The organism is Nocardioides aquiterrae, assembly GCF_039526625.1.
Taxonomy (GTDB): domain Bacteria; phylum Actinomycetota; class Actinomycetes; order Propionibacteriales; family Nocardioidaceae; genus Nocardioides; species Nocardioides aquiterrae.
In genome coordinates, this window is sequence record NZ_BAAAJE010000016.1 from 27,349 (window position 1) to 53,183 (window position 25,835).

Consider the following 25,835-nt stretch of genomic DNA (forward strand, 5'->3'; position numbering starts at 1 on the left):
GGGTCAACCTCCCGGCGATGTGAACGATCCAAGGTGGTGCCACCGACCGTTCCACCACCACTGAGGAGGCCGAGATGGAGAACCCCACCACGACCGAGACGAGCCTGGCGCAGGTCCGCGAGCAGCGGGCCGCCGCCCTCCGGCTCCGGCACGCGCAGGCGCTGGCCGCGCTGATGGAGGAGCGCGCGGACCTACGGGGGGTCCACGCGCTCGCGGACCACTTCGACGAGGCGGTCCGCTGGTCGGCGTGACCGCCCGGTCCGCTGGCCGCCGAGGGTGAACCGGGTCGGGGAGGGCGTCGTTACACTCGCCGCGTGATCTTCAAGCGCGTCGGGGACGGCAGGCCCTACCCCGACCACGGCCTGACGTCGCGGGCGTGGGCCGCCGTGCCGCCGCGACAGGTCCGCCTGGACCAGCTGGTCACGACCAAGGACACGCTGCAGCTCGCGGCCCTGCTCGACGAGGACTCGACGTTCTACGGCGACCTGTTCGCGCACGTCGTCGAGTGGCAGGGCGAGCTCTACCTCGAGGACGGCCTGCACCGCGCTCTCCGGGCCGCCCTCCAGCAGCGCAACGTGCTGCACGCCCGCGTCCACACGATGGCGGGCTGATGGCTCAGGGCGCGCGGTCGGCGATCACCCTCGCGATCCTCGGCGTACTCCTCGTCACCGCGGCCGCCTGGGGCTGGAACGCCGCCACCGAGCCGCTCCCTGCGAAGGTCGACACGCCGATCTGCACCACGCAGCGGATCGCCGCCGGCCAGAAGGTCTTCCCGCAGGACGTCACCGTCAGCGTCTACAACGCCGGCACCCGCGAGGGCCTCGCCGGCCGCGTGATGAAGGACCTGCGCGACGACGGGTTCGCGGAGGGCAACGTCGGCGACGCCTCGTCCGGGAAGGTGGGCGCCGTCGAGATCTGGACGACCGAGCCGGACAACCCGGCGGTGCTGCTCGTCGCCTCCCACCTCGGCAGGCAGGTCGACATCCAGCGCCGCGACGGCCTGGGCGCGGGCGTGACCGTCGTCGTCGGCGACGACTTCGCGAAGGTCGTCAAGGGCAAGCGGAGCATGGTCGCCGCGGACGACGCCGACGTCTGCAGCCCGCCGCTCTAGCGGAGCTTCCGGCCGCCCAGCCACTGGGCGAGCCGGCCCCGCTCGCTGACCTGGCGCAGCCGCTCCTCGGTCTGCTCGCGCAGCTTGCGCGGCGTGACGACCAACAGGTCGTCGCCGTGCCGGAGGACGGTACGACGCTCCGGGACGAGCGTCTCCCCGTCCCGGATCACCATGGCGACCGAGGCGCCACCCGGCAGCCGCAGCTCACCGACCTCGACGCCGTGCATCTTCGAGACCGGGCTGATCGTCACCTGCAGCAGGTCGGCCGCGATCCGCTCCAGGGGTGCGGCCTCGACCTCGAGCCCACGTGGCTCGGACCGGCGCGCGACCTTCAGCGCCCGGGCGACAGCGGGCAGCGTCGGGCCGGTGAGCAGCGTGTAGATCACCACCATGACGAACACCAGGTCGAACAGTTCGGTGGAGTCGGGGACCCGCTCGGCCAGCGGGATCGTCGTCAGCACGATCGGGACGGCGCCGCGCAGCCCGGCCCAGGAGATGAAGCCCAGCTCCCGCCACGGCATCGGCTGCACGATGGAGCTGACGAGCACCGAGATCGGCCGGGCGACGAAGGTCAGGATCAGGCCGGCCCCGATCGCGTAGCCGACGATCTCGAGGGTGATCCGGCCCGGGGACAGCAGCAGGCCGAGCATCACGAAGAGCCCGATCTGGGCCAGCCAGGCGAGGCCCTCCGCGAACGACCGGGTGGCGGTCCGGTGCGGCAGGTCGGCGTTGCCAAGCACGAGCGCGGCGACGTACACCGCCGCGAACCCGGAGCCGTGCACGGCTGCCGCGACGCCGTACCCAAGGAAGGCCAGGGTCAGCACCGCGAGCGGGTAGAGGCCGGACGACGGCAGCGCCGCCCGGCGCATGATCCACGCCCCGCCGAAGCCCGCGGCGAGGCCGATGGCGGCGCCGACCACGAGCTCGTAGACGATGATCCCGAACACCGCCAGGGCGCCGTGCTCGCTCGTGGCGCCGCTCGAGATGAGCGTGACCAGGACGACCGTCGGCGCGTCGTTGAGGCCGGACTCGGCCTCGAGGGCGCCGGTCAGCTTCTTCGGCAGCGGCACCACGCGGAGCACGGAGAACACCGCGGCCGCGTCGGTCGGCGACGTGACCGCCCCGAGCAGCACCGCGAGCTCCCAGGGGAGCCCGAGCAGGTAGTGCGACCCGACGGCGACCACCGCCACCGAGATCGCGACGCCGATGGTGGCCAGGGAGACGCCGAGCCGGACCGACGACCGCATCTGCCGCCAGCTGGTCGTCAGACCACCCTCGGCCAGGATCACCGCCAGGGCCGCGAAGCCGAGCGAGTGCGCCAGCTCGGCGTCGCTGAAGTGGATGCCCACCCCGGACTCGCCGAGCGCGACGCCCATCAGCAGGTAGATCAGCAGGCTGGGCAGGCCGGCGCGGCTCGAGACCCGGACGGCGAGGATCGCCAGCAGCGTGACCGCGGAGCCCACGAGCACGAACGTGTCGAGCTGGTGGACGTCGAACGACACGGTCAACCTCGGCCATCGTCGGGGCGGCGGGACCTGAGTCTATCGGTGGTGCACCGTCACCCGGTCGGGGTGTACCCCGGGCGGCCCGAGGCGTCCCACTCCTGCCAGAACGACGTGAACTCCTCGCCCAGGAACGGGTCGCCGCCGGTCATCGCGATGCCGCCCCGGCGCACGGTCCAGTCCCAGGGCGCCAGCTCCTGCGCGATCGCGAGCTGCCGCCTCGCGGCGGCGGTCCGGCCGGCCCGCTGGTGGTGCGCCGCGATCCGCCGGTGCGCGAGCGCGCGCTGCTCCTCGTCGGTGCGCTCGGGTGCGTCCGCGCGCTCGGGCAGCACGCCGTCACGCACCCACGCGCGCAGCGCGTCGTGGTGCCGGGCGGCGTCGATCCGCGTGAACTCCACGAACTGGTCGTCGCCCGGCGCGATCGTGGGCGGCTTCACGATCCGGTCCTGCTCGTCGACCCAGACGACCGACGGGACATTGGTGATGCCGTACCGCTCCGCGGTGACGTGCGCGGTGTCCACCGCGACGGGGTACGACGGCGCGGCGGCCTCGATCCACGGCCGGCTGTCCTCGGGGTCGGCGTCGAGCGCGACCGAGAACAGCCGCAGCCCGGCGTCCCCGAGCTCGTCCTGCAGCCGCTGCCAGCCGCCGAGCTCGTGTCGGCAGCCACACCAGGACGCCCAGGTGACGAGCACCCGCTTGTGGCCGGACAGGTCGTCGAAGGAGAGCGGGTGTCCGTCGACGTCGGCCAGCGTCAGCGCCGGTGCGCGCCGGTCGGCGAGCTCACGACGACGCGTCTCCGCGGAGGGGGCGATCGCGACGACGTCCTGCTTCGCGCCGGTGTCCCGGACCAGGAGGTGCCCGGACCGCTCCGCCCAGTCCTCGAGGTCGTCCGGGCCCGCGCCCGGGATGCAGACGTCCCCCCAGCACAGCCCGACGTCCTTGGCCACCACCTCGTGATCGCGGCCGTCCACGTCGATGAGGATCACCACGCGGCCAGCATCGCACGGAACTGGAACATGTTCTAGATTGGGCGCATGAGCGGTACTGCCCTTCCCGAGGTCCTCGACCCGTCCGTCCTCGGCGCGGACGCCGAGCGGTACGACGTCGTGGTGGTCGGCTTCGGCATCGCCGGCGGGTGCGCGGCGCTGGAGGCCGCCCGCGCGGGCGCGCGGGTCCTGCTGCTCGAGCGCGCCGCCGTCCACGGGGGCACCTCGTCGATGTCCGGCGGGCACTTCTACCTCGGCGGCGGCACCGCGGTGCAGCAGGCGACCGGCTGGGCGGACTCGCCGGACGAGATGTACGAGTACCTGGTCGCGGTGTCCAAGGAGCCCGAGCACGACAAGATCCGCGCGTACTGCGACGGGTCGGTCGAGCACTTCGACTGGCTGGAGTCGCTCGGCTTCGAGTTCGAGCGCTCCTACTACCCCGAGAAGGCGGTGATCCAGCCCGGCACCGAGGGGCTGATGTTCACCGGCAACGAGAAGGTCTGGCCGTTCAAGGAGCGCGCGGTGCCGGCGCCGCGCGGCCACAAGGTCCCCGTGCCCGGCGACACCGAGGGCACGAAGATGGTGATGGACCTGCTGCGCGCGCGGGTCGAGGAGGCGGGCGTCGAGGTCCGCTACGAGACCGGCGCGACCAACCTCGTGGTGTCGGCCGAGGGCGCCGTGGCCGGCCTGGCCTGGCGATCCTTCGACGACACCGGCGTCGTCGCGGCGGCCGCGGTGGTGCTCGCCGCCGGCGGATTCGTGATGAACCCGGACATGGTCGCGGCGTACACACCCGCCCTGACGGAGAAGCCGTTCACGCTCGGCTCGACGTACGACGACGGGCTCGGGATCCGGCTCGGCGCGTCGGCCGGCGCCGAGCTGCGGCACATGGAGGAGCCCTTCATCACCGCGCCGTTCTACCCGCCGTCGTCGCTGATGACCGGCTTCATCGTGAACAGCCGCGGCGAGCGCTTCGTCGCCGAGGACAGCTACCACTCGCGCACCTCGCAGTTCGTGATGGAGCAGCCCGACCACGCGGCGTACCTCATCGTCGACAGCGAGCACGTGGAGTACCCGAAGTTCCCGCTGGTGCCGCTGATCGACGGCTTCGAGACGATCGCCGAGCTCGAGACCGCGCTCGACCTGCCCGCGGGCTCGGTCGCCGCCACCCTCGAGCGCTACAACAAGATGGCCGCCGCCGGCGAGGACCTCGACTTCCACAAGGGCGCGGAGTGGCTGGCGCCGCAGGACACCGGCCCGTGGGCGGTCTTCGACCTGCGGCTCGGCCACGCGATGTACGCCGGCTTCACCCTCGGCGGCATCCGCGTCTCGGCCGACGGCGCCGCGCTCCGCGCCGACGGCTCGGTGGTCCCCGGCCTGTACGCCGCCGGCGCCTGCGCCTCCAACATCGCCCAGGACGGCAAGGGCTACTGCTCCGGCACCCAGCTCGGCGAGGGATCGTTCTTCGGGCGGAGAGCCGGGAAACGCGCGGCGGGTTTCACCGGCTGACCGGAGAAACCCGCGCGACACGCCGGTCCGCATCGGCGTGTCCGTCGGGTTTCACCGGCTGACCGGGGAAACCCGACGCCCCGTACGCTCGCCCCATGACCGACCGGTTCGAGGTGGCCAGCCGGGCCAACGTCCCGCCGTTCCACGTGATGGACCTGCTGGCGGCGGCGAGCACCCGGCAGCGCACGCACGGCGACCTGGTGAACCTGCTCGCCGGGCAGCCGAGCACGGGCGCGCCGGCGCCGGTGCGCGAGGCGGCCAAGCGGCTGCTCGACTCCGGCGACCCGCTGGGCTACACGCCGGCGGCCGGGATCCTCGAGCTGCGCGAGGCGATCGCCGGGCACCACCGGCGCATGCACGGCATCGACGTGCACCCCGACGAGGTCGTGGTGACGACCGGGAGCAGCGGCGGGTTCCTGCTCGCGTTCCTCGCGGCCTTCGAGGTCGGTGACCGGGTGGCGATGGCGCGCCCCGGCTACCCCTGCTACCGCAACGTGCTCGCGGCGCTCGGCTGCGAGGTGGTCGAGATCCCGACCGGCCCGGAGACGCGGTTCCAGCCGACCGTCGAGCAGGTGGCGCAGCTCCATGAATCCGGGGGCGACATCAAGGGCCTGGTCGTCGCCAGCCCCGCGAACCCCACCGGCACGATGCTGCTCCCGAGCGAGCTGGCCGCGCTGGCGGCGTACTGCGAGGCGGAGAAGATCCAGCTGATCTCCGACGAGATCTACCACGGCATCGAGTACGCCGAACCTCACTTGTCGCGCAGCGCCTGGGAGACCAGCCGCGAGGCGGTCGTCTTCTCGAGCTTCTCCAAGTACTTCTCGATGACCGGCTGGCGGATCGGCTGGATGCTGGTGCCCGACCGGCTGCGCCGCGCGACCGACATCCTCACCGGCAACTTCACGATCTGCCCGCCGGTGCTCGGGCAGTGGGCGAGCATCGCGGCGTTCACCGACGCGTCGTACGACGAGCTCGACGGCCACGTCCGGCGCTACGCGCACAACCGCGCGCTGCTGCTCGACGGGCTGCCGCGGCTCGGCATCACCGAGCTCGCCCCGGCCGACGGCGCCTTCTACGTGTACGCCGATGTCGGACACCTGACCGACGACACGATGGCGTTCTGCCACGACCTGCTGGCGCGCACCGGCGTCGCCATGGCGCCCGGGATCGACTTCGACACCGTCGACGGCGGCCGCTTCGTGCGGCTCAGCTTCGCCGGCCCCGGCGAGGAGATCGAGGAGGCCCTCGCGCGGCTCTCCACAGCGCTCGACCGCTGACGTTTCTCCACAGCGCCGCCCCGGCGACGCTGACGTCCATGTACGGAGACACGACCACGATCCGGGCCCTGGCCCGGCGGCTGCGCGAGCGGGGCGACGAGATCCGCGACCTGGCCGCCGGGCTGGGCGCCAGTGCCCGCGACGTCGCGTGGGACGGCCTGGCGGCCGACGCGATGCGCACCCACGTCGAGGCGCGGGTGCGGGCCCTGTACCGCGCCGCGTGCCTCCACGACGACGCCGCCGATGCCCTCGACCGGCACGCCCGCGAGGTCGACCACGTCAAGGACCTGCTGCACGACCTCGAGGAGGCGGCCCAGGGCGCCGCCGACGGGGTCGTCGACAAGCTGAAGGAGCTGCTGTGAGCGACACCCGGATCACCGGCGTGACCGGAGGTGCCCACGGGCTCGCCGCCACGTACGCCGCCGTCCGCCACCTCGCCGACCGCTTCGACGACGCCGGCTCCGAGCTGCGCGACTGGTCCGGCCTCGGCGTCCGGACCCTGGGCGACCCCGACCTCGCGGCGTCCGCACCGCTCTCCCCGCTGACGTTCGCGCTCGCCGAGCGTGCCGTGCTCGCGGCCACCACCGGCCCGGACGGCGTGCTCGTCGAGTCGCTGGGCTGGGAGTCCGACGCGGTCGTCGTCTGCGAGGTGGTGGCGATGATCGACACCTGCGACGACCTGGTCGCCTTCGCCTTCCAGCCGATGACGGAGCGGCTGTTCGCGATCACCGGTCCGGAGCGCTACTCCGGCCTGCTGGCGCTGACGTACGGCGGCGACGGGCAGCCCGGTGTGCGGCACCCGGCCGTCGAGGTGCCGGGCTCCGGCGAGCAGCCGTCCGACCTGGCCGGGCTGGTCGGCCAGCTCCAGCACGTCGCGGCGCTGTCGCAGGGATCGGGCTCGCCGCTCAACGGCACCGTCGAGGTGCAGACGATTCACGGACCGGACGGCGTCCGCCACATCGTCTACCTGCCGGGCACCGACGACATGACCACGCTGCCCTGGACCCAGGACGGCGACGTCCGTGACCTGCCGACCGACCTGCTGCTGATGGCCGGCCAGGACAACAGCTACCAGCAGGGCATCCTCCAGGCGATGGCGCAGGCGGGCATCGGCCCGCACGACCCGGTCCTGCTGGTCGGCCACTCGATGGGCGGCATGGAGGCCGCGGCGATCCTCGGCCAGGGCGGCGGCGGGTTCCACGTCACGCACATCGTCACCGCCGGGTCGCCGACCGCGCAGGTCCCGTCGTTCCCCGCCGGCACGCATGTGCTCTCGCTCGAGCACCAGGGCGACGTCGTACCCCACACCGACGGCGCGCCGAACCCCGACACCGTGCAGCAGGCCACCGTGACGTTCGCCGACCACGGCGGCGCCGGCGGCGTCGTGGGCGACCACGACTACTGGCACTACGTGAACGGCGCCGCGGCGGCCGACGCGTCCGCCGACCCGTCGGTGCAGGAGCAGCTCGCGAGCCTGCACGAGAGCGGGTTCCTGGCGTCCGGCGACGGGCCCGGCGCGACCGTCACCAGCCAGGTGTTCCAGATCGTCCGCGCGCCGTGACCCGCGTTTGCGGCCCGGGCATCCGGGGAATGCGCCGACCGTTGCACCCGTCGATCTCGGAGGTAGGTGCTGCATGTACGGCGACACCGACGTGATGCGCAGGCGCGCCGCGGAGCTCCGCGAGCAGGGCGTCGACATCCGGGGGCTCGCCGACCAGCTGGTCGCCCGGACCGAGAGCGTCGGCTGGACCGGCCGCGCCGCCGACACCCTCGCGGTGCGGATCCGCGACCGCGCGGCGCACCTGCGCGACGTCGCCGCCCGCCACGACACCGCCGCCGACTCCCTCGAGGCGCAGCTGCTCGAGGTGGACCGCCTCAAGGAGGCGATCGCCCAGGCCGAGCACCGCGCCGCGCGCCTGTCCGAGGACGGCGTCGAGTTCACGCCGCCACCGCCGGGCCACCAGGACTGGCTGGCCGTCGACCTCCCGGGCTCGTGACATGGCGACGGTCGATCTCGGCGCTGGCCGCCCCGCCCCCGCGGGCGTGCTCGACGACCTGCCGCGCCGGCTGTCGCTGACGCTCCCGGAGCTGCTGCTCGCCGCGGAGCACGCCGGCGGCGCACCGCTCCCCTTCGTGCCCGACGACCCACCCGACGGCGTGCCCCACGACGCCGCCCTCGGCGGCCGGCTCGGACCCACTCCCGGCGCCACCGATGCCGCGGCCCTGGCCGGGGTGCTCGGCGCGCTCCACGCCCCGGAGGCCTCGCTGGCGCGCCGCGGCCTGCTCGTCGACACCGCGCTCGACGAGGGGCTGCTCGGCGCGATCGGCCTGCTCGCCGCTCCGTCGGTCGCCCTCGACCTGGACGTCACCGCCGGCCCGGCACGGGTCCGCGCCTGGCACCGGCAGCGCGGCGACGCCGTGGCCTCGCTCGCCACCGCGGACGGCGTCGTGTTCGAGCTGGCGTGGTTCCCCGCCGACCGCTGGGCCGACGAGCTCGCCCGGGTCGCCGTGGTCCCGGACGACCTGCCGGCCGGCCGCTCCGGCGTACCGGACCGGCTGGACCTGCCGTACGAGCTCCTCGACGGTGCCGCCGAGGCGGTGCGCGGCAACCGCGCCGACCTGCTGCCCGTGCTCGTCGCCCAGCACGGCGCCGACCTCGAGGTGGTGCCGGCCCTGACGGCGCTCGCCACCGAGGCGCGAGGCCGGCTGCGGGCGCTGGTCGCCGACGTGTCCGGCGAGCGCACCACGGTGGTGGGCGTGCTGTCCTGGCTGCTGCTGGCCGACGGCTGGCGCGCGCTCCGCCCGCACGACGGCGACCGCGTGGAGATCCACCGAGTCGGCTCGGGCGACCTCGCCGCCGAGCTGGCGCCGGTGCTGGCGGAGGTCTGCGGATGACCGCCGACCGGTACGCCGAGCTGATGCGCCTCGCCGACCTCTTCGACGGCGCCGGCGCCGAGATGCGGACCCGCGCGGCGCTCGGCGAGCAGGTACTGCGCGACCCCGCGGTCGAGGAGTCGGCCGACCTCGCGCCCACCACCTTCGCCCAGCTCGACGACGACGTGCGCGCCGCGACGACCGGCCGGCACGGGCTGCTCGCCCGGTCCGTCGAGCTGGACGCCGACGCGCTCGTCGTCCGGGCCACGGTGCTGACCTACCGCTGGATCGACGACCTCCAGGAGGCCGCCACCCGCACCCTGGGGTCGATCGCGGGCCGCGCGATCGGCTACCTCGCGCCCGAGGTCGCGCTCGGCGGCGCGATCGTCACCGCGGGCCTGATCGAGACCGACGCGCTCGACCGGGACGACGTCGCGGCGTACCTCGACGAGCTGGTCGCCGACAACCCCGAGCTGCTCGAGCACGCCGCCGGCGGGGGCGGGCTCCTCGACGGGCTGCAGCTGCGGTCGCTGCTCACGGTCGGCGAGATCGCACCGGCCGCCGCCCGCGCGGGGCTGCGCGCCGTGGGCGCGGCGCCGTTCGGCGCCGACCTCGGGGCGGCGCTGCGCGACGTCGCGGCGCCCGTCGTCGAGGAGCCCGCGCCGGCACGCACGGCCACCGGCGGCGGCGGTCCGCTGGCCGGGTTCGAGGAGCTGATGACGGCCCTGACCACGGCGCCCGCCGCGGTCTCGGTCCGCGAGGTCGCGCCGCAGCGGTACGTCGCGTTCCTGCCCGGGACGTTCGCCGGTGACGGCCGGCTGCGCCTGGTGGCCGGCGACCACACGACGTACGCCGACCGGGCGTCCTCCGCCGTCGCCGAGGCCGTGCCCGCCGACGCCCGGGTCCTGCTCGTGGGCTGCGGGCCCGGCGGTGCGGCGGCCGTCGAGCTGGCCTCCCGGCCGAGCGCGTACGTGGTCGACCAGGTGGTCACGGCGGGGGCGCCCGCCGCCCTGGTGCCACGGCTGCCGGACCGGGTCCGCGCGCTGGCGCTCGAGGACCGCGGCGACCCCGTCGCGCAACTCGGCTCGCTCGTGAACGCCGACGCGCCGAACCGGCTCACCGTCGTCTTCGACGGCGACGACTACGTTGCGGGCGGCCGCGCCGTCGATGCCACCACCCACCCGGCGGTGCGCGCGGAGCTGGACCGCCTGCGGGGGCTGGGCTACCTCGCCTAGACGTTGAGTCGGGACTTCTGACGGTTGAGTCGGGACTTCTGACGGTCGAGTCCGGAGTTTCCGACACCTCGTTGTCGAGAACTCCCGACTCGAGTGTCGAAAGTCCCGATTCGACGTGGCGGCTCAGAGGATGTCGTGCACGAACTCGCCGAGCTGGGCGAGGTTGCGGCACTCGACCATCGGCACCACCTCGCCGTACCGGGTCGCGGCGGAGTCGCCGGTGTCCCAGTGCCGCCGGTGCTCGGGGTTGAGCCACCACGCGTGCCGGGCGGCGCCGGCGAGCCGCTTCAGGGCGTCGAGGTGGAGGTCGGAGTAGTTCGAGCGCGCGTCGCCCAGGATGAGCAGCGACGACTTGGGACCGAGCGCGTCGGCGTACGACTCCTCGAACTTCGTGAGCGCCCGGCCGTAGTTGGTGCGGCCCCACAGCGCCGCGTGCGCGGTGCTCGCGGCCAGCTCGGCGAGCACGTCGGCCGGGTCGGCGCCCGGCCGGAAGTGCGGGGTCACCTCGTGCACGTGGTCGATGAACGTGAAGGCCCGGACCTTCTCGAACTGGTCGCGCAGCGCGTAGACGAGCAGCAGCGTGAACTGCGCGAAGTTCGCCACCGACCCGCTCACGTCGCAGAGCACGACCAGCTCGGTGCGGTGCGGGCGCTTGGGCCGGTGGTGGGTGACGAGCGGGACGCCGCCGGTGGAGACCGACGCCCGGACGGTACGCCGGAAGTCCAGCGGGCCGCGCCGCTTCGCGTGGTGCTCCTGGGTGAGCCGGGTCGCGAGGCGCCGCGCGAGCGGGTAGATCTCGCGCCGCATCTGCTCGAGGTCGGCCTTCCGGGCGGCGGTGAAGTCGAGCCGGTCGATGCTCGGCTTGATCGCGACGTTGGCGACGTGCTCCGGGCCCTTCTCCTCGGCGATCCGCCGGCGGGCGTCGGCCTCGACCAGGCCGGTGAAGCCGCCGATCCGGCGCCCGGCCTCGCGTCGCGCCTCGTCGTCCTGGCGCCCGTCGGCCAGCAGTGCCTGGACGATCCGGTCCACGAGCTCGCCGGGCGCGACCCGCTGGAGCGCGGTGTAGGCCGACCACGACGACAGGCCCGGACCGCGCCCGGGCATCGCGCCGAACCGGGCCACCATCTCGGCCGCGAGGTCCAGCAGCGCCTGCTCGTCACCGGCGGCGAGGGCCGCCTCGAGCTCGGCCCGGAAGTCGCTCAGCGCCTGGGCGTTGTCCATCTCGGGCTCGCGCTCGGCCCCGGTCGCGCCGTCGCCGACCATCCGCGGGAAGTAGACGTCGAACAGCGCGTCGAACGTCGGCCGCTGGGACTGCTTCTTGACCAGGGTGGCGGCGTACCCGGCCCGGACCACCTCGCGGCGGTCCCAGTCCAGCGCGCGCAGCGCGGCGACCGCGTCGAGGTCCTCGGCGAGCGACACCGGCAGCCCGGCGGCGCGCAGCGCCTCCAGGAAGCTGATGTGGCGATCGACGAGTCCGCTCATGGCCGCCTCATGACCGCAGCTTGAGCTCTCGGACGGCCTTGTCCTGGTCGGAGGCGTGCTTGAGCACGACGCCGAGGGTGTCGGCGATCGCCTTCTCGTCGAGCTCGCCGATCTCCAGCGCGACCAGCGTGCGCGCCCAGTCGACGGACTCCGCGATCGACGGCGACTTCTTCAGGTCCAGGTCGCGCAGCCGGCCGACGGCGGCGACCAGCTGCTCGGCGACGCGGGTGTCGAGGTCCGGCACCTGGCCGGTGACGATCTCCCGCTCGCGCTCGGCGTCGGGGTACTCCAGGTGGAGGTACAGGCAGCGCCGCTTGACCGCCTCGGACAGCTCCCGGGTCGCGTTGGAGGTGAGGACGACGTAGGGGCGGCGTACCGCCTCGACCGTGCCGAGCTCGGGGATCGTGACCTGGAAGTCGGACAGCACCTCGAGCAGCAGGCCCTCGACCTCGACGTCGGTCTTGTCGACCTCGTCGACGAGCAGCACCGTCGGCTGCTCGCGCCGGATGGCCGTCAGCAGCGGCCGGGTCAGCAGGAACTCCTCGGTGAAGATGTCGTCGTGGGTCTGCTCCCACGACTGCTCACCGGTGGCTTGAATGCGGAGCAGCTGCTTCTTGTAGTTCCACTCGTAGAGCGCCCGGGCCTCGTCGAGGCCCTCGTAGCACTGGAGCCGCACCAGCTCCGCGCCGGTGACCCGCGCGACCGCCTTGGCGAGCTCGGTCTTGCCGACCCCGGCCGGACCCTCGACGAGCAGCGGCTTCTCCAGGGCCCCGGCGAGGTACGCCGTGGTCGCGGTGGCCGGGTCGGCCAGGTAGCCGTGCTCGGCGAGTCGGCGCGCGGCGTCGTCCGGCGATTCAAACCAGGGGCTCGGGTGCGACATGTCACCCATCCTCGCGCACGTCGGCCGTCACCTCCGCGGCCGTCTCCTCGTTGAGCCAGCGAACAGGGCAGGCGCGCCGCCACGGGTGAGTGCGCACCGACCGGCACAGGAGGAGACCCATGCGGCACCGGCTCCCTCGCTCGGCCCGGTTCGCCCTGTTGGCGGTGAAGGCGTCGCTGATCGGCGCCATCGCGGTCACCGGGTGGGCGACCCAGACCGCGGCGACCGGCCCGTCGGGCGAGTACACCGGCTACCCGGTCGGCGACCCGCCCTCGCAGGTCGAGCGGCTGCTGGAGAAGCACGACTGCTCGGTCACCGGCTTCGAGTCCGAGCAGCCGCGCTCCGCGATCGTGCAGACGGCCGCGGGCCACCTGCGGTTCACCTCGTTCGACGACGGCTGGCGGGTGTACACCGCGCACGGCGCGGCCCGGCTCGTCGCGCTGTGCCTCGACGAGCCGCCGGCCCGTCAGGGCTGAGTACGGGCTGAGTCAGGACCGGCCGTGCCGGCCCTCGCCGGCCGCGAACCGCTGAGCCCCTTCCACCGCGCCGTCCGCGAGCGAGACCAGGCCGTGCCGCAGCTCGTTGGCCATCGCCTCGTCCTCGCCGAGGCCCTCCTGCTCGAGCAGGGAGAGCCGGTCCTGGCGCAGGCAGGTCTGCGGCAGCGCCGCGAGCTGGTGGGCGAGCGCCTCGGCCTCGGCGCGGGCCATGCCGACCGGGACGACCCGGTTGACCAGCCCCATCCGCTCCGCGTCGTAGGCGTCGACCGGGCGGCCGGTCAGCACCAGGTCCATCGCCCGGCTGGCGCCGATCAGCCGCGGCAGGCGGACCGTGCCGCCGTCGATCAGGGGCACGCCCCAGCGGCGGCAGAACACGCCCAGCACCGCATCGCCGGCCGCCACCCGCAGGTCGCACCAGAGCGCGAGCTCGAGCCCGCCGGCGACGGCGTACCCCTCGATCGCGGCGATCACCGGCTTCGACAGCCGCATCCGGGTGGGGCCCATCGGGCCGTCCGCGCCCTCGGCGGGCTCGGTCACCTGGTTGCCGCGCTCGGTGCCGATCGCCTTGAGGTCCGCCCCGGCGCAGAACGTCCCGCCCTCGCCGTACAGGACCGCGACGCTCTGCGTCTCGTCCGCGTCGAACGCGCGGAACGCGTCGGCCAGCGCGGCGGCGGTCGGGCCGTCGACGGCGTTGCGGGCATCGGGCCGGTGGAGGACCACGGTCGTGACCGGGCCGTCGACCTCGACGTGGACGCTCATCAGATCTCCTTGGCGCCGTCGCGGTGCCGCTGCGCGAGGTCCTGGTAGTACGACGGGTTGTGCTCGACCCAGAACTCCGACGACGTCCCCTCGATCGGCTTGATCGGCCGGCAGGGGATGCCCGCCGCGACCATCCCGCCGGGCAGCTCGGTGCCGGGCGTGACGACCGACCCGGCGGCGACCAGGGTGCGCGGGCCGACGACCGCCTGGTCGAGGAGCGTGGAGCCGTTGCCGACCAGCGCCCGCTCGCCGACCTCCCGGCAGTGCACCACGCAGCCGTGCCCGACCGTCGCGTCCTTGCCGATCACCAGCGTCTCGCCGGGAGCCACGTGCAGCACCGAGTTGTCCTGCACGTTCGCGCCCTCGCGGACCACGATTGTGCAGATGTCGGCGCGGAGCACCGCGCCGTACCAGACGCTCGCACCCCGCTCGACGGTCACGTCGCCGATCAGGGTCGCGGTCGGCGCGACGAAGGCCTCGGGATGGACGGTCGGGCGCTTGCCCTCGAACTCGATGCAGACCATGGGCTCATTGTGCTGAGCCGGCCCGCCGGCCCGATCAGGGGTTCTGCTTCTCGCTGCCGGGGTCCGGCACGTGCGGGCCGCTGTCCGGCGACCCCTGCTTCGGGTCGTACTCGCCCTCGGCCGCAGGGCCGTCGGTGGTGTCGGACGGCACCTGCTCCTCGGTCTCGTCGTCGATGCGGCCGGTGGGCTCCGGGTTCTCGCTCGTCATGGAGGCCCCGTACCCGGCGGCCGGGCCCGGAAACAGGTGAGTCAAGCCTAGGAAACGGTGACCGTGGCGAGGGGGCAGTCGGGCTTGGTGCAGAACGATCCGGTCAGCACGAGGGTCGCCGCTCCGCGACGCACGGCCACGAACCTGCCGGCCTCCGTCTTCTTCAGGATGCCGGGGTCTGCCGACTCGAGCTCCGACTCCAGCTCCGGACCGCCCGCAGGGACCTCGACGACCATCGTCGACCCGACCGACATCGATATCGCCACCGGCGCCTTCGGCACCGAAGCGGAGCACTGACCGATCGGGATCGACCTCCCGTCCACGACGAGATCAAGGAGCTCGGAGCAGCTCGAGTCGACGCCCGCCTCGGAGCCGCTTCCCCGCAGGAGCTGAGGAAGACCGCCACGACGAGAATCATCGAAGCGACCGACGACCCCCGGGCAGGACCGTTCACCGGGCTCGTCTCGAGGTCGTTGCGAGCAACGTAGGCGTAGACGAACCACCGGATCGTTCGCCGCAAGGACGCGACCACAAGCTCTGTCGCCATTCCCACTCACCCACCGTAGAGGCAGGTGAAGACACCAGAGCCGCGCGGCCGGCAACGAGAGAACCCCCGGCGAAGGTTGTCTCACCGAGGGTTCTCACGTGACTCACATAGCTGGCGGGCTGGAGACCAAAGTACGTCGCTGCAGGTCAGACAGGGGTTCCGACGGACCTGGGTTTGTGTTTCCCCGCGCCTCCCGATGTCTTTCCCCGCACCCGACGGAGGGACGTTCCGATGGCGCGCGCTCTCCGTGCCGCACCTATCCACACACCGCCTCGGTGTAGTCCTTCTTGTTCCCGGCGGTCGGGCCGTTGTACTGGAGGGTGGTTCGCGTATCGGCGTAACTGCGTTCCGCCCGCTCCACACAAGCAGGGTCGTAGTTCGAGCCGTCGAGGCTGTCGATCCCGACGACGAGAAGGAGCGCTGCCATGAGGATCCCAAACGCTCCGACGAAGATGGTGTAGCACCCGACCCCCTCATCGGTCGTGTTCGACAGCCCTGTCGGCACCGAGTCGGCACCGCTGGGCACGTGGTCCACCCAGAACGCCCACCACGACGGTGGCTCAGGCCACGAGGGATCCACCGCTGTACGGGCAGGATCGAATGCCGGGTCAACCGGCCAGCCTGGCGGCGGGTTGAACCAGATCGGCTCGGGAGGACGAGGCGGAACATGCGGCATACAGCCTGTATCGGCGGTACGTACACGTTGCTGGACGCTCTTCCGGCTGGACCGCGACGTGCGAGAGTGGGCACATGGAAGCCTCACCCGGAGCACCTGCCAGCGTGGTCATCGACCCGGTGACCGGTCTGCCTGCTGTGACGTTGGGGCGGCCGGTCTCGGCGACTGAGGTGGCCGAGGCGCTCGACGAGGACTAACGCCGGTCCCTCTTTCGCTTGGCTGGCTCGGCGATCAATACTGTCGACGTGCCGGGTGGCACGGTGCGCGGTGATCAGGCGGACCGGGCTGACCGGCAGGGCTGGACGCGAGGGGTATTGACAGGCTTCTCGAACCAGCCCGAGGTCTGGGTCGCGGTAGGCGCGCGAACCAGGCGGTTGACGATGTGGCCCGAGCCGTACTGACAGGCGGCTCGGGCCACAGTCACGCTCGGGTCAATGAGGGTGCACGACGACTCTGCGAAGCCGATCGTTGATGAGACGCGCGGCCCCGACCCGCACGGTCTGGTCGCGTCCCAGTGCAAGCACGAGCATGAACGGGTTCGGTTGGCGCGCTTCCTCGTAGGCGGCGATGTCGCGCGCCGTGGAGCGGTCCAGGCGGCTGAGCCGCGTGCTTCCACCTGGGTGGGTGTGCCAGTCACCGAGGTAGTGGAGGTTTGAATCCGTGGCCCACCGGGCGGCCACCTGCTCTGCCTGCCAGTCGCTGTCGGGGGTGAACCCGTAGCGCTCGTGTCGACCCTCCGGTCCTGGCCCGATGAGGTCCGTGACGACGTGCCCGTCCGGTCCGGGCTTGCCGAGAAGGATGCCTCCGGTCTCCAACGGCCACTTCGACCATCCCTCGGCAACGGCCTCTTGGAGCAAGTGGGCCGGGATGCGCAGCAGTTCCCGACGGCGACTCAGGCGTGTGAACAAAGCGGGCACTCGGGGTCCGGGGGCAGTTGGAAGGAGGTCCAGCGAGGCGGGATGGGCTGCCCATCTGGCTCACGCATCTGCACGGCGAAGACGTTGTCGACGAACTTGGGGTAACCGCCCGCGTCGCCGCACAGATGCCCGAAGGCCACACGAGCGGCCTGGATGCTCAGGGGCAGGAGATCGGCGTGGTTCGCGGTAAACGTCTTGTCGGCACACCCTCGACCCTGGATGGTTCCTGCGGGCTGTCCGTCGACGTCGTCGGGGACCTGGACGACGTGGTTGCCCTCGTCGCTGCGCCTGCTGAGGTAGAGCGACAGGCAGTGGAAGCAGCCGGTCTTGCCGGGTTCGAGGAGCGCGACAACGCCGCCGTATCCGGATTGACTCCACAGGTACAGCCGAGACAGGCCCATGGCGGTGGCAGCGCCATCGAGTTGGCGGTTCACATCCGGCTCGGCGGTCGCGCTCACGAGCAGGTCTACCCCGTCGAGGATTCCGTGCAGGATTTCGCGTTCGGTGCGGCCTGACTGCTCGGGCGAGGCGGCACCGATCATCAGACCCATAGGCTGCACGTCGACCTCGGGGTTGTGGCGCTGTGCCCAGCGGAGCAGTGCCAGTCCCTTGTCGAGCCCGGCGTCGCTGAGTCCCAGCGGGTGTCGAACGGATGTGCCCGGCTCCACGTGGTCGAAGTCGGTGATCCTGACCTGCCCCACCCGGGCCTTCACGAGTTCCTGGACCAGCGGAGCGCCCAGGCTTCCCAGTCCCACGACGGCGATGGTCGTGGAGCGCAGAGGTGCGAGTTCGGGGATCCGGATCGCCAGGTCTGCGGGAGTCCATCGGAGGGCTCGGATGATGGTGGGTGAGGTGGCAAGGCGTGCTGCGGCCCGTTTGGAGGGGTTTCCGCTCCGCGCGTTCCGGCCCTTCGCACGATCCTTGGTCACAACTCGGCTGAGGAACACCCAGGCGTTCTCGTAGACGTCCTGCTGGACTTCCTCGCGCGTGCAAAGTCCGATGAGTTGCGGCCCGTTGGTGTTCTGTGCCCATCGGGCGAGGTTGTCGTCGGCCTCGATCGCGGCCCCCCACAGCAGTTCCGCCGACTCGACGCGCGGCGGCTCAGGAAGGTACGTCCAGCGGCCCTCGATGGTGGGACCGAACGCGGCACGGAGGCGCTCGTGAGGGTCACCAAGCAGGTCGTTCCCGTGGTTGTCCTTGAGGCGCAGCAGCAGGCCCTGCCCCATGTCGACCCGCCAATCCTCCGGGATGGGGTCGGGTACGCCTCGAAGCCAGTCGACCTGCTGACTGTCGAACGCGATGTGCATGAAGCCACCCATGCCGTCGGTGAGGTTCACGGCGTCAGCGCGTTCGTCGACGATCACGCCGCCGAGGTTGATGGCTTGGTAGTACGTGGTGAATGGCTCGCCTTGCGGATCCTCGGCGTCGCGGAGTTCGTTACCGCCCACTTCGACGAGGCGGATGAGGCGCGGCACGTCGTCTGCCACGGTGTCGGCGGCCATGCAGTCGGGATGCCAGTAGCGCGCGTCGCGCGGGAAGACACAAAGGTTGCCGCCGGGTGCCTGGTGGCGCGCCAACTCGATGTCGGGGGCGTAGACCGCGAACTTGCGGTGCGGGAACCCGTCTGGGTAGACGACGAGAACACGCGTGTCGCCGTTCCCGGCGGGGAGGGGCGCTCTGGATTCGAGGACCAGTCGGGTAGCACCGTGTCTGGGGTCCTCGACGACGGTGACGGGGAGGTCTCGCTCGGCGAATCGCGCGAGTTCAGCCTCCAGCCGTCCCTCCCACTGCTGCCACCACGGCAACAGCGGGAGGGACGACGCGGATGCGGCGTCGCTCATCCGACGGGGCGGCCCGGCGGCGGCTTCGGCGGTCCGGGCGGACCCGGAGGCGTGGGCGGCTTCTCCGGGTGCTCGGGGTGCTCGGGGTGCTCGGGCTTGTCCGGGTGGTCCGGGTGATCCGGCTTGCCGGGCGAGTCAGGCTTCGGCATACGGCTCCTCTCGTCGTGAGCCCACGTCGGCTCGTGGGTGTCAGGTACATGGTGGCTTGTGCCACCGACAACTGGTGGCTCCCGGCCTTCTCGCCCTACCGCGAAGCGTCGCCGTCAGGGCGTTGCCGGTCACTCAAGACGAGGCTGGTCACGGTCCCCGCAGGGGCCATGACGGAGACGAAGGGGCCGGTCTCCCAGTCACGGTGGTGGTTGGTGTCGACCTCGGGGTCCACCAGGTCGACCTCGTAGACGAAGAGAGTGTCGCCGGACAGCGGGTAGCGGAGGCGTGCCCATTCCAGCGCCGCTTTCGGGTCCGTGGTTGCCCAGACCATCCTCCGGTCGTCACCGTCGCTGGGGTTGACCGTGTCGGGGCGGAGCGCGGTGCCGACGGCGAGTGACCGACGGGTCCCGTGGAAGTACGGGCCGGGAGGCACGTCGTCTGAGGTGAAGGGCATGTGTCTAGGGTCCTGTTGATGTCCAGCCAGCCTCGGCTGGCGGCGCGGGTAGCGGGTCACATGTAGAACGCGTACCGGGAGGCGGGCAGGTCGCTGGGTCCGAGGTGGCGGAGGATGTCGCCGACCTTGTCTGCGGTGCGGAGGGTGATGGGGTCTCGTCCGTCGAGTTGGGTGGCGTTCCAGTTCATCTTGGTGAGCGCGAGGAGTTCGTTGGCGAGGTCTTCGGGGCTGGATTCGGTGTCGTGGAGGCGCAGGCCCACGGGCTGCGGCACGTACATGCCGGGGTAGGTCTTGTAGAAAGGGACGCTGCCTCGGGTGTAGAGGACGTGGCGGTCGTCGGCGAGGGACATGAGGGTGCCTCGCAGCGGTGCCTGTTGACCTCGACGGAACAGGCGGACGTGTTCGGAGCGGGTGAGCCAGATCAGTTCCAGGATGTCGATGTACTGCTCGTTGGCGGCGGCACGGAACCCGGCGGCTTCTTGCGGGGTGAACGACGAGGTCTTGTGGAGCACGATGCGAGCAGGGCTCTGCCGGTGCTCTCGCCGGTACTTGTCGAGGGCGTCGTGGAGGAGTTGGTGGGCGTCTTCCTCGGTGAGGTGTGGCTGGCGGTCGTCCTTGGAGAGGCGGGCTTGACCGCCTCGCACGATGACGCCGTCGCCGCGCTGGTTGAAGACCTGGGCGACGCTGGTTTCGAGGGTCTCTTGGTCTGGGCTGCGGTAGAAGGCGACGCCGACGTAGCAACTGGCGAGGTCTTTCGCGTCGCGCGGGAGCCGCCAGGGGACGCCACCAGCCTTGTAGTACAGGGCGGTGTGCAGGTTCCACGCGCGGGTGGCTTCGTCTTGCTTGACGCGAACCTCGGCGTCCTTGGGGTCCTTGAAGGTGGGGTCCCAGGTGGAGCGTCGGATGATCTGGATGGGCTGGCTGTAGCGCAGAGACCGTGCCTTAAGGAGGGAGTGGAAGTCGCCGCTCCCTGGGGGAAGGGGTTTCTGGTCGTCTGTCGTTGCGCCGCGTCGGGGTCGGCTGCCGGTGTCGATCAGGTTGTCGGGGCGGCACACGATGACCACATCGCAGTTGGGTTCTTCGTTGAGGGCTTCGAGTTCGCGGTCGTACATGTCGACGGCTGACTGTGCGGCGGTGAGCGGGTTCGCTCCTTCGAGGGCGTCGAGGTCACGCTTGGGGATGGGCCGTTCGAGTCGCCCGTTCCAGATGATGGTGGAGCGGAACGCCCTGTCGGTGTCGAAGCCGGGGAAGGGCATGTAGAGGTGTCCCAAGTGGCTGTCGCGGGGCTCGATGGTGCTGCGGCAGGAGTCCAGCCAACGCTTGACGCCGTCGATGGATGCCTGCGGTCCGACAATGCCGACGCGGATGACGCGAACTGATGTCTCTTCGAGGTCGGCGGGGCCGTAGAAGTCGATGCCGTGCCGTGGGTCGATGTGACGCCCGCCGTGCGCGAACTCAAGCATGGGCTCGTCGAGGATCGTGATGTTCATTCCAGGTCCTCGAAGTCGAAGTCCAGCGCCATCTGGTCGGGGTTCTCGTCGTCTTCGCTGGGGGCCTGCCACTCCTTGTCGTCGATGCCCTTGTCGACGTCGAAAGTAAGCAGGGGGCCGAAGTCGAGGAGTCGTTGGGTTTCGTCGCTGTCCATGAGGGACGGCTCGGTGTCCCCGCGCAGGACTCCGGCCCATAGTTGGGTCTCCCCGAGCACGGCGAGGTTCCGTTCGCGGACCTTGATCTTGCGCAGGTACTCGTCGGCGAAGGGTGACTCCTTGTAGCCGTCGCTCGTGAAGTAGTAGTCCGGGGTGAGTTGGCAGTACCAGTCACCAGCGAGGTCGATGAAGTTCCACCGCAGGGCAGCATGCCGATAGAACTGTTTGCGGCTGGGGTCGTCCTTGCGCTGGTAGAAGCCCTTGAACGCCAGCCGCTTGCGGCCGGAGGCGCTGAGGACCCGGAGTTCGGTCAGGTCCGCCGATGCCGCGTAGTAGATGAAGCGACGTTGGTTGTTCCAGCGGCACGAGTCGCGCAGGTCGTGCTGGAGCGCCGCGCCGAGCAGACGCACGAACAGATGCCGTTCGTCCTCACTCCCGCCGAGCAACTCTCCAACCGGCATTTCGCGGGCTGCCGTCGTGGTTGACCGCACGAGACCGGTCCCGGCGAGCGGTGCCCATGCGTACAGACGTCCGTGGCTGAGCACGAAGTCGCTGCGCACCGGGTACGGAGACTCGCGTTGGGCGGCGTACACCGCGCCGACGGCGGAGGTGCTGGCCTGAGCCGAGTAGATGACGTCCGGGAAGTCCACCGGCAGCAGGTTGCTGACCAGTTTCTCGGGGCGTTGGTCGGCTACTGGGGTGTGCGCGGCCCCGTGCGGGTCGGTTAGCGCGAAGAGTTTGGCGGACAGGTCGCCGGTGAACTTCTGGGTGGCCTTGTCGAAGTCGATGCGGCGAGTCGCTCGACGCGTCGGGTCAGCGAATGCCGACTGCACGTGAGCCCACCATGCATCGCCGGTGTCTGGACGGGAGCAGATGAGGATGACCGGGTTGTGCCCGGCCTTCATCCAGTAGTCGACGTCGCGGTCGTTGCAGATGAAGTGGAACTTGGTGTCGGTCTCGCCGGGGAACCTGTCGCCGGTCTTGCTCTGGACGAAGATGTGCTGGTTGCTCATCTCGCCTGTGCTCGGGTCCCGCAACTCAATCGATCCGTCGATTCCAGCGTCGAGCGTGCGGTCATGCCAAACGTGTTTCATCTGGCTGACGCGTCGGTGGATCAGCGCAATCCCCGCGTCACCCTTGTGGGTGTTGTCGTCGATCATCTTGCCCAAGGTCACCGGTGCGCCCTCCACTCCCCCGTCATCGGCGTATCTGAGGGAGATGATGACCTGCCCCACCGACAGTTGCTCCCTGTACTCCTCCTAGCCGCATGCTCTGCTTCCCGCCGCCGAGGCAGAGCAGGTCAGAGCACTAATCGCGAAATTGGCTCACACCAGTTCTGTGTCGGTCTTCAAGTGGGTGCCAGGCATGAGGTCGGGATCCGGGATGATGGCGGTCCAACAGACGAGGTAGATGTCGTCGGCCTGAGCAGGGGGCAGCGGCGTCGGAGGCTCGGGAACGCTGAGCCCGTAGTCGTCAGCGACTGCGAGGATCCGCTCCACGGTCTCTCGCGGGGTGCCGTGTTCTGCATGCTGCAGGGCTGCGCGTACCGCTCGCTGGACACGGTTGGTGTACGGAGCCTTGAGCCGGTTGGCGAGGTCATCCTGCCGCTCACCGAGGAAGGTGCCGTGCTGCTCCACGTACTCGATCGTGTCGCGCATGACCTTCGGTAGCGGCGGTGCAAGCCGCCCAGGGTCGGTACGCAGCGACCAGTCGAGGTGAATGTCGTCGCGAGCGACGGCCCACGCGTCGAACGCAGCCGTGTACATGTCGCCGGTGAGGTCCGCCGCCGCGGTGGTTTCGTCGACAGGGTCGGCATGCGAGAGACAGGAAAGGGTCTCTCGGATCACCTCGGGGGTCGGCTCGCCGTCGTGTGTGGTGACAGTCCGGGTGGTGAGGTCTTCGTTGAGCGGCACGTATCGGTAGAACGGCTTGTCGTGGTCGCCGACCCGGGCGCAGAACACGAATCCGGGGTCGGCATGGGGCCGGACCAGCGCAGTGCCCGCGCCCCAGGGCAGCGATTCGACACGGCTCTTGGTGGCCGGGTTCTTGAAGGCGTTGGTGAGTCTGCGGCGGTACTCCTCGCCTGAGAGCGCTGCCGACCCGCCCTCTTCGAATATCGCGGCTTCCTCACGCTTGATCTGTTCGATCATGTCGCGGGTTTCGGTGATAGACCGTTCGACCGGGTCGATACCGGGGAGAACGGTGCCGACTCCCACTGCGGCGGCGGCCTGCTTGAGTTTGCGCTGGAGCCGCTCTTCGAGGCCGAGCAGGCGGTCGAGGTCCTCGTCGGGGAAGAAGCACCGCATGAAGACACGCTTGTGCAGCGAGCCGATGCGATCGATGCGTCCGTGCCGCTGGACCAACTTCATCGGGTTCCACGGCAGGTCGTAGTTGATGATGTGGCGTCCCTGCTGGAGGTTGACACCCTCGGCGAGAACATCGGTAGTGACGATCAGGTCGTAGAGGTCGTCTTCGCTACCTGTGCCTGCCGTAAGGGGTGCGAACCCAGCGATGAGATCGGTGCGGTTTGCCTTGTCGGGACCAGAGACCTTCGCGTGTCGGTCTCGATAGGCGCTAAGTCGGGGGTCTGTGATGACCGCGTCCTTGATGGCGGCCTCGATGTAGTCGGCGGTGTCGGCGAAGTAGGTGAAGACGAGGGTCTTGCGCTTGTTGCGTGTGTCCTCTTCGCCGATGCCTTCCGCTTCGGCTTCTGCAGCGATGGCCGCGAGTTCGTCGATGAGTCGGTCGATCTTGGGATCGGTGGCGTGGTCAACGTGTCGGACTCGGTCGTGGAACTTCTCCAGTAGGGCACGGTCGGCTTGGACGGCCTTGCGGAGTTCCTCGATGTCATAGTTGGCGGCGTCCATCGTGCCGTCGTCGTCTTCGAGTTCGGCCAGGAACTCGTCAGCGTCGTCGATGCCGACGGCGACGTAGTCGCGGAGGTTCTCCCCGGTGAGCACGTAGCCCGCATCGAGGGCATGCAGGAATCGGTCGTGTGACTCGATCATCTTCTCGACGGTTCGACAGAACGCGTATGCGGAGGACTCGAATCGCTTGAGAAGGGCCGAGCGAAGGAGTCCTGCGTTCTGGGCCTCGTACTGCTCTGTTTCACCGTCGAGGCGGAACTGGGATGGGACGTACCGAGCCATCGTGAGGACTTGACCGAGATCGGCCAGGATGACTCCGGCCCCGACGGCGGTTGCCATGATGGCGTCGTCGACGTCCGCGCCGAGCGCGGTGGCGAGGGCGTCGAACACGCCCGGCAGGACGCCGGTGAGGTCGTAGTCGACTCGGCGCACCTCGCAGGTCGGGAAGGCGATTTCTTGCTCGATCCCGTTGATGCGGACCTTGTCGCCCCGGTAGTGGTTCTTCACGAAGCGGCGTGTCCGGCGCACGGCGGTCGCGTCGAGGACATCGAACAACTGCTGTGCGGTGAGGTCATCGGGGTCGGTGGCGATGGCCTGGTTGAAGTATTGCCGCAGCGACGGGATGCCCACGTCAGCGAAGGCATAGTCGTTGCGCGCGAAGAACATGATCAGGTTGTAGAGGTCTTCGAGACTGTTGTTCACCGGTGTGGCTGTCAACAGCACGAGGTCCTTCGGGACACGGGAGTCCACGATGCGGTGCAATGCTTCCGCACGTTGAGTGAGGTTGTTGCGGAAGGCGTGGGCCTCGTCGATGACGACCATCGCGTATTCGTCGAGGTCCTGCAGCGCGGATGTCTTCCTGCCTGCGGAGTCGATGTTGTAGACGAGTTCTTCGTACGACACCACGGTGGCCTTGAGGTTGGTGTCATCGAGGAAGCCGGACCAGGTGGAGTCGCGAAGGGTCGCGGGACAGATGATGAGGACTTTTTGGCGACGTTCGACTGTGGCCTCGTAGATCAACTCACCTGCGAGGAACGTCTTGCCAAGGCCGACCTCGTCTGCGATGAGGACGCCGTTACGGCGGTCCAGGATGCGCTTGGCTCGCCAAACACCGTCTGCCTGGAAGGCCGTGAGGCCCAGTCGAGAGCCAGCGGTGGCCTCTTCGAGGTCTGCCCCATAGTTCTCGAACAGCATGCGCAGGAAGATGTCCCACGGCTGGTGCGGCTCCCAGCGCGCCTTGTAGAGACCGGCCAGGTCGTAGGGAGTGGACTTCGCCCATTGTTCGTCGAACCAGTCGATGACCTGCCCGACCGGGGTTGGCTGGTAGAGCCCGAGGTTCAGTTCGTTGTTGCGGGCGAGTCCGGCGTAGGTGAAGTTCGAAGACCCAGCAATGACGCCCGTCTTGTCGGTCTCGACGATGAACGCCTTGCCGTGCAGGAAGCCCTGCTCGTAGCGGCGTACTTCGACGTTGGGATGCTCGTCTAGCCACTTCACGAGCCGACGGGCGGTGGCATCCGCCTCGCGAGTGAAGCCGAGCAGGTTCCGGTCCTCTTCTAGTGAGCGCGTGTGGTCCTCCAGCGCTCGCTGCACGTTCGGGCCAGGTCCTCGACGCCGCGATCGTTGTTTGAGGGGCCGCACGCGGGAGCGCTCGTCCACGTCTGTGGGTTCTGCGCCGAGAAGGAGCCGGACGGCACCGGCCTGCTCCAACTCGGCGGCAAGGAGGCTGAACCCGCCGGGGTTGAAGTAGGCGGTGGCAATGGCAAGGGCGGGTGGTTCGACCCACTTGCCTCGCAGATATGCGAGGAGAGAGTTGATTGCTGACGAGACCTGCTCGCCCTTCGCCTCATCGTTGGTTGCGAACTCCGGGCGAATGTTGTCAGGCACCGTCAC

General features: G+C 70.5%; 27 protein-coding genes. 11 read left to right on the forward strand and 16 right to left on the reverse strand.

Annotated elements, in window-relative coordinates:
- Positions 1–74 precede the first annotated feature (74 nt).
- The 3 genes from ABD086_RS15800 to ABD086_RS15810 all read left to right on the forward strand — a co-directional run bounded on the left by ABD086_RS15800 (position 75) and on the right by ABD086_RS15810 (position 1,111).
- Positions 75–251 carry a hypothetical protein gene (locus ABD086_RS15800; RefSeq protein ID WP_343908535.1) on the forward strand — a complete coding sequence of 59 codons (177 nt, stop codon included), beginning with the start codon at positions 75–77 and terminating at the stop codon, positions 249–251.
- Positions 252–314: 63 nt separating this feature from the next.
- Positions 315–611, forward strand: a complete 297-nt coding sequence (locus ABD086_RS15805; protein ID WP_343908536.1) for a type II toxin-antitoxin system VapB family antitoxin — start codon at positions 315–317, stop codon at positions 609–611.
- Entirely contained in the window at positions 611–1,111 is a 501-nt protein-coding gene (locus tag ABD086_RS15810; RefSeq protein ID WP_343908537.1) for a LytR C-terminal domain-containing protein, read from the forward strand. Before ABD086_RS15805 ends, ABD086_RS15810 begins: the two co-directional genes overlap by 1 nt.
- On the opposite strand, the gene ABD086_RS15815 is transcribed toward ABD086_RS15810, so the two are convergent.
- Complete coding sequence (locus tag ABD086_RS15815) at positions 1,108–2,613, reverse strand: potassium/proton antiporter (RefSeq protein WP_343908538.1); 1,506 nt, start codon at positions 2,611–2,613, stop codon at positions 1,108–1,110. The genes ABD086_RS15810 and ABD086_RS15815 overlap by 4 nt on opposite strands.
- Positions 2,614–2,669: 56 nt before the next feature.
- Entirely contained in the window at positions 2,670–3,605 is a 936-nt protein-coding gene (locus ABD086_RS15820; RefSeq protein WP_343908539.1) for a redoxin domain-containing protein, read from the reverse strand.
- 45 nt (positions 3,606–3,650) lie between these two features.
- Between ABD086_RS15820 and ABD086_RS15825 the strand changes: the two genes are divergently transcribed.
- The 7 genes from ABD086_RS15825 to ABD086_RS15855 all read left to right on the forward strand — a co-directional run bounded on the left by ABD086_RS15825 (position 3,651) and on the right by ABD086_RS15855 (position 10,497).
- Complete coding sequence (locus ABD086_RS15825) at positions 3,651–5,111, forward strand: FAD-binding protein (RefSeq protein ID WP_343908540.1); 1,461 nt, start codon at positions 3,651–3,653, stop codon at positions 5,109–5,111.
- A 95-nt stretch (positions 5,112–5,206) separates the two neighbouring features.
- On the forward strand, positions 5,207–6,388 hold the full coding sequence (locus ABD086_RS15830) for a pyridoxal phosphate-dependent aminotransferase (protein WP_343908541.1): 1,182 nt from the start codon (positions 5,207–5,209) through the stop codon (positions 6,386–6,388).
- 38 nt (positions 6,389–6,426) lie between these two features.
- The gene (locus ABD086_RS15835) at positions 6,427–6,750 is read left to right on the forward strand and encodes a putative T7SS-secreted protein (protein ID WP_343908542.1); all 324 of its coding nucleotides are present in this window, start codon (positions 6,427–6,429) and stop codon (positions 6,748–6,750) included.
- Positions 6,747–7,949, forward strand: a complete 1,203-nt coding sequence (locus ABD086_RS15840) for a PGAP1-like alpha/beta domain-containing protein (RefSeq protein WP_343908543.1) — start codon at positions 6,747–6,749, stop codon at positions 7,947–7,949. Before ABD086_RS15835 ends, ABD086_RS15840 begins: the two co-directional genes overlap by 4 nt.
- A gap of 73 nt (positions 7,950–8,022) precedes the next feature.
- Positions 8,023–8,385 (forward strand): hypothetical protein, encoded by a 363-nt coding sequence (locus ABD086_RS15845; RefSeq protein WP_343908544.1) that lies wholly within the window; start codon positions 8,023–8,025, stop codon positions 8,383–8,385.
- A 1-nt stretch (position 8,386) separates the two neighbouring features.
- On the forward strand, positions 8,387–9,283 hold the full coding sequence (locus ABD086_RS15850; protein WP_343908545.1) for a hypothetical protein: 897 nt from the start codon (positions 8,387–8,389) through the stop codon (positions 9,281–9,283).
- A complete protein-coding gene (locus ABD086_RS15855; RefSeq protein ID WP_343908546.1) occupies positions 9,280–10,497 on the forward strand; it encodes a hypothetical protein in 1,218 nt (405 codons plus the stop codon). The genes ABD086_RS15850 and ABD086_RS15855 overlap by 4 nt, the downstream gene beginning before the upstream one ends.
- 123 nt (positions 10,498–10,620) lie before the next feature.
- Here the strand turns inward: ABD086_RS15855 and ABD086_RS15860 are convergent, their stop codons facing one another.
- Positions 10,621–11,979, reverse strand: coding sequence for a vWA domain-containing protein (locus ABD086_RS15860; protein ID WP_343908547.1), 1,359 nt, complete (start codon positions 11,977–11,979; stop codon positions 10,621–10,623).
- A gap of 7 nt (positions 11,980–11,986) precedes the next feature.
- Positions 11,987–12,859 (reverse strand): AAA family ATPase, encoded by an 873-nt coding sequence (locus tag ABD086_RS15865; protein ID WP_343908548.1) that lies wholly within the window; start codon positions 12,857–12,859, stop codon positions 11,987–11,989.
- Between the two features lie 119 nt (positions 12,860–12,978).
- Here ABD086_RS15865 and ABD086_RS15870 point away from each other — a divergent pair, with 119 nt between their 5' ends.
- A complete protein-coding gene (locus tag ABD086_RS15870) occupies positions 12,979–13,335 on the forward strand; it encodes a hypothetical protein (RefSeq protein WP_343908549.1) in 357 nt (118 codons plus the stop codon).
- Between the two features lie 12 nt (positions 13,336–13,347).
- Here ABD086_RS15870 and ABD086_RS15875 read toward each other — a convergent pair whose 3' ends face one another.
- The 12 genes from ABD086_RS15875 to ABD086_RS15930 all read right to left on the reverse strand — a co-directional run bounded on the left by ABD086_RS15875 (position 13,348) and on the right by ABD086_RS15930 (position 25,835).
- On the reverse strand, positions 13,348–14,115 hold the full coding sequence (locus ABD086_RS15875) for a crotonase/enoyl-CoA hydratase family protein (protein WP_343908550.1): 768 nt from the start codon (positions 14,113–14,115) through the stop codon (positions 13,348–13,350).
- Positions 14,115–14,639 carry a gamma carbonic anhydrase family protein gene (locus ABD086_RS15880; protein ID WP_343908551.1) on the reverse strand — a complete coding sequence of 175 codons (525 nt, stop codon included), beginning with the start codon at positions 14,637–14,639 and terminating at the stop codon, positions 14,115–14,117. Before ABD086_RS15880 ends, ABD086_RS15875 begins: the two co-directional genes overlap by 1 nt.
- Before the next feature lie 34 nt (positions 14,640–14,673).
- Positions 14,674–14,847, reverse strand: coding sequence for a hypothetical protein (locus ABD086_RS15885; RefSeq protein ID WP_343908552.1), 174 nt, complete (start codon positions 14,845–14,847; stop codon positions 14,674–14,676).
- Between the two features lie 47 nt (positions 14,848–14,894).
- Entirely contained in the window at positions 14,895–15,101 is a 207-nt protein-coding gene (locus ABD086_RS15890; protein WP_343908553.1) for a hypothetical protein, read from the reverse strand.
- 549 nt (positions 15,102–15,650) lie between these two features.
- Positions 15,651–15,929 carry a hypothetical protein gene (locus tag ABD086_RS15895; protein ID WP_343908554.1) on the reverse strand — a complete coding sequence of 93 codons (279 nt, stop codon included), beginning with the start codon at positions 15,927–15,929 and terminating at the stop codon, positions 15,651–15,653.
- A 572-nt stretch (positions 15,930–16,501) separates the two neighbouring features.
- A complete protein-coding gene (locus ABD086_RS15900) occupies positions 16,502–16,987 on the reverse strand; it encodes a Mov34/MPN/PAD-1 family protein (protein WP_343908555.1) in 486 nt (161 codons plus the stop codon).
- Positions 16,963–18,828, reverse strand: a complete 1,866-nt coding sequence (locus ABD086_RS15905; protein WP_343908556.1) for a ThiF family adenylyltransferase — start codon at positions 18,826–18,828, stop codon at positions 16,963–16,965. The genes ABD086_RS15900 and ABD086_RS15905 overlap by 25 nt, the downstream gene beginning before the upstream one ends.
- Complete coding sequence (locus ABD086_RS15910) at positions 18,825–18,977, reverse strand: hypothetical protein (RefSeq protein WP_343908557.1); 153 nt, start codon at positions 18,975–18,977, stop codon at positions 18,825–18,827. Before ABD086_RS15910 ends, ABD086_RS15905 begins: the two co-directional genes overlap by 4 nt.
- 95 nt (positions 18,978–19,072) lie before the next feature.
- Positions 19,073–19,432 carry a hypothetical protein gene (locus ABD086_RS15915; protein WP_343908558.1) on the reverse strand — a complete coding sequence of 120 codons (360 nt, stop codon included), beginning with the start codon at positions 19,430–19,432 and terminating at the stop codon, positions 19,073–19,075.
- A gap of 56 nt (positions 19,433–19,488) precedes the next feature.
- Positions 19,489–20,922: an argonaute/piwi family protein gene (locus ABD086_RS15920; RefSeq protein ID WP_343908559.1), complete on the reverse strand. Its 1,434-nt coding sequence runs from the start codon at positions 20,920–20,922 to the stop codon at positions 19,489–19,491.
- Positions 20,919–22,238, reverse strand: coding sequence for a DUF4365 domain-containing protein (locus ABD086_RS15925; protein ID WP_343908560.1), 1,320 nt, complete (start codon positions 22,236–22,238; stop codon positions 20,919–20,921). The genes ABD086_RS15920 and ABD086_RS15925 overlap by 4 nt, the downstream gene beginning before the upstream one ends.
- A gap of 165 nt (positions 22,239–22,403) precedes the next feature.
- Positions 22,404–25,835, reverse strand: coding sequence for an SNF2-related protein (locus ABD086_RS15930; protein ID WP_343908561.1), 3,432 nt, complete (start codon positions 25,833–25,835; stop codon positions 22,404–22,406).

Bases quoted from the DNA above. Each gene is read 5' to 3' on its own strand.
- ABD086_RS15800 (WP_343908535.1), top strand. From the start codon at position 75: ATGGAGAACCCCACCACGACCGAGACGAGCCTGGCGCAGGTCCGCGAG.
- ABD086_RS15810 (WP_343908537.1), top strand. From the start codon at position 611: ATGGCTCAGGGCGCGCGGTCGGCGATCACCCTCGCGATCCTCGGCGTA.
- ABD086_RS15825 (WP_343908540.1), top strand. From the start codon at position 3,651: ATGAGCGGTACTGCCCTTCCCGAGGTCCTCGACCCGTCCGTCCTCGGC.
- ABD086_RS15830 (WP_343908541.1), top strand. From the start codon at position 5,207: ATGACCGACCGGTTCGAGGTGGCCAGCCGGGCCAACGTCCCGCCGTTC.
- ABD086_RS15835 (WP_343908542.1), top strand. From the start codon at position 6,427: ATGTACGGAGACACGACCACGATCCGGGCCCTGGCCCGGCGGCTGCGC.
- ABD086_RS15845 (WP_343908544.1), top strand. From the start codon at position 8,023: ATGTACGGCGACACCGACGTGATGCGCAGGCGCGCCGCGGAGCTCCGC.
- ABD086_RS15850 (WP_343908545.1), top strand. From the start codon at position 8,387: ATGGCGACGGTCGATCTCGGCGCTGGCCGCCCCGCCCCCGCGGGCGTG.
- ABD086_RS15855 (WP_343908546.1), top strand. From the start codon at position 9,280: ATGACCGCCGACCGGTACGCCGAGCTGATGCGCCTCGCCGACCTCTTC.
- ABD086_RS15860 (WP_343908547.1), bottom strand. From the start codon at position 11,979: ATGAGCGGACTCGTCGATCGCCACATCAGCTTCCTGGAGGCGCTGCGC.
- ABD086_RS15865 (WP_343908548.1), bottom strand. From the start codon at position 12,859: ATGTCGCACCCGAGCCCCTGGTTTGAATCGCCGGACGACGCCGCGCGC.
- ABD086_RS15870 (WP_343908549.1), top strand. From the start codon at position 12,979: ATGCGGCACCGGCTCCCTCGCTCGGCCCGGTTCGCCCTGTTGGCGGTG.
- ABD086_RS15875 (WP_343908550.1), bottom strand. From the start codon at position 14,115: ATGAGCGTCCACGTCGAGGTCGACGGCCCGGTCACGACCGTGGTCCTC.
- ABD086_RS15880 (WP_343908551.1), bottom strand. From the start codon at position 14,639: ATGGTCTGCATCGAGTTCGAGGGCAAGCGCCCGACCGTCCATCCCGAG.
- ABD086_RS15885 (WP_343908552.1), bottom strand. From the start codon at position 14,847: ATGACGAGCGAGAACCCGGAGCCCACCGGCCGCATCGACGACGAGACC.
- ABD086_RS15890 (WP_343908553.1), bottom strand. From the start codon at position 15,101: ATGTCGGTCGGGTCGACGATGGTCGTCGAGGTCCCTGCGGGCGGTCCG.
- ABD086_RS15905 (WP_343908556.1), bottom strand. From the start codon at position 18,828: ATGAGCGACGCCGCATCCGCGTCGTCCCTCCCGCTGTTGCCGTGGTGG.
- ABD086_RS15910 (WP_343908557.1), bottom strand. From the start codon at position 18,977: ATGCCGAAGCCTGACTCGCCCGGCAAGCCGGATCACCCGGACCACCCG.
- ABD086_RS15915 (WP_343908558.1), bottom strand. From the start codon at position 19,432: ATGCCCTTCACCTCAGACGACGTGCCTCCCGGCCCGTACTTCCACGGG.
- ABD086_RS15920 (WP_343908559.1), bottom strand. From the start codon at position 20,922: ATGAACATCACGATCCTCGACGAGCCCATGCTTGAGTTCGCGCACGGC.
- ABD086_RS15925 (WP_343908560.1), bottom strand. From the start codon at position 22,238: ATGATCGACGACAACACCCACAAGGGTGACGCGGGGATTGCGCTGATC.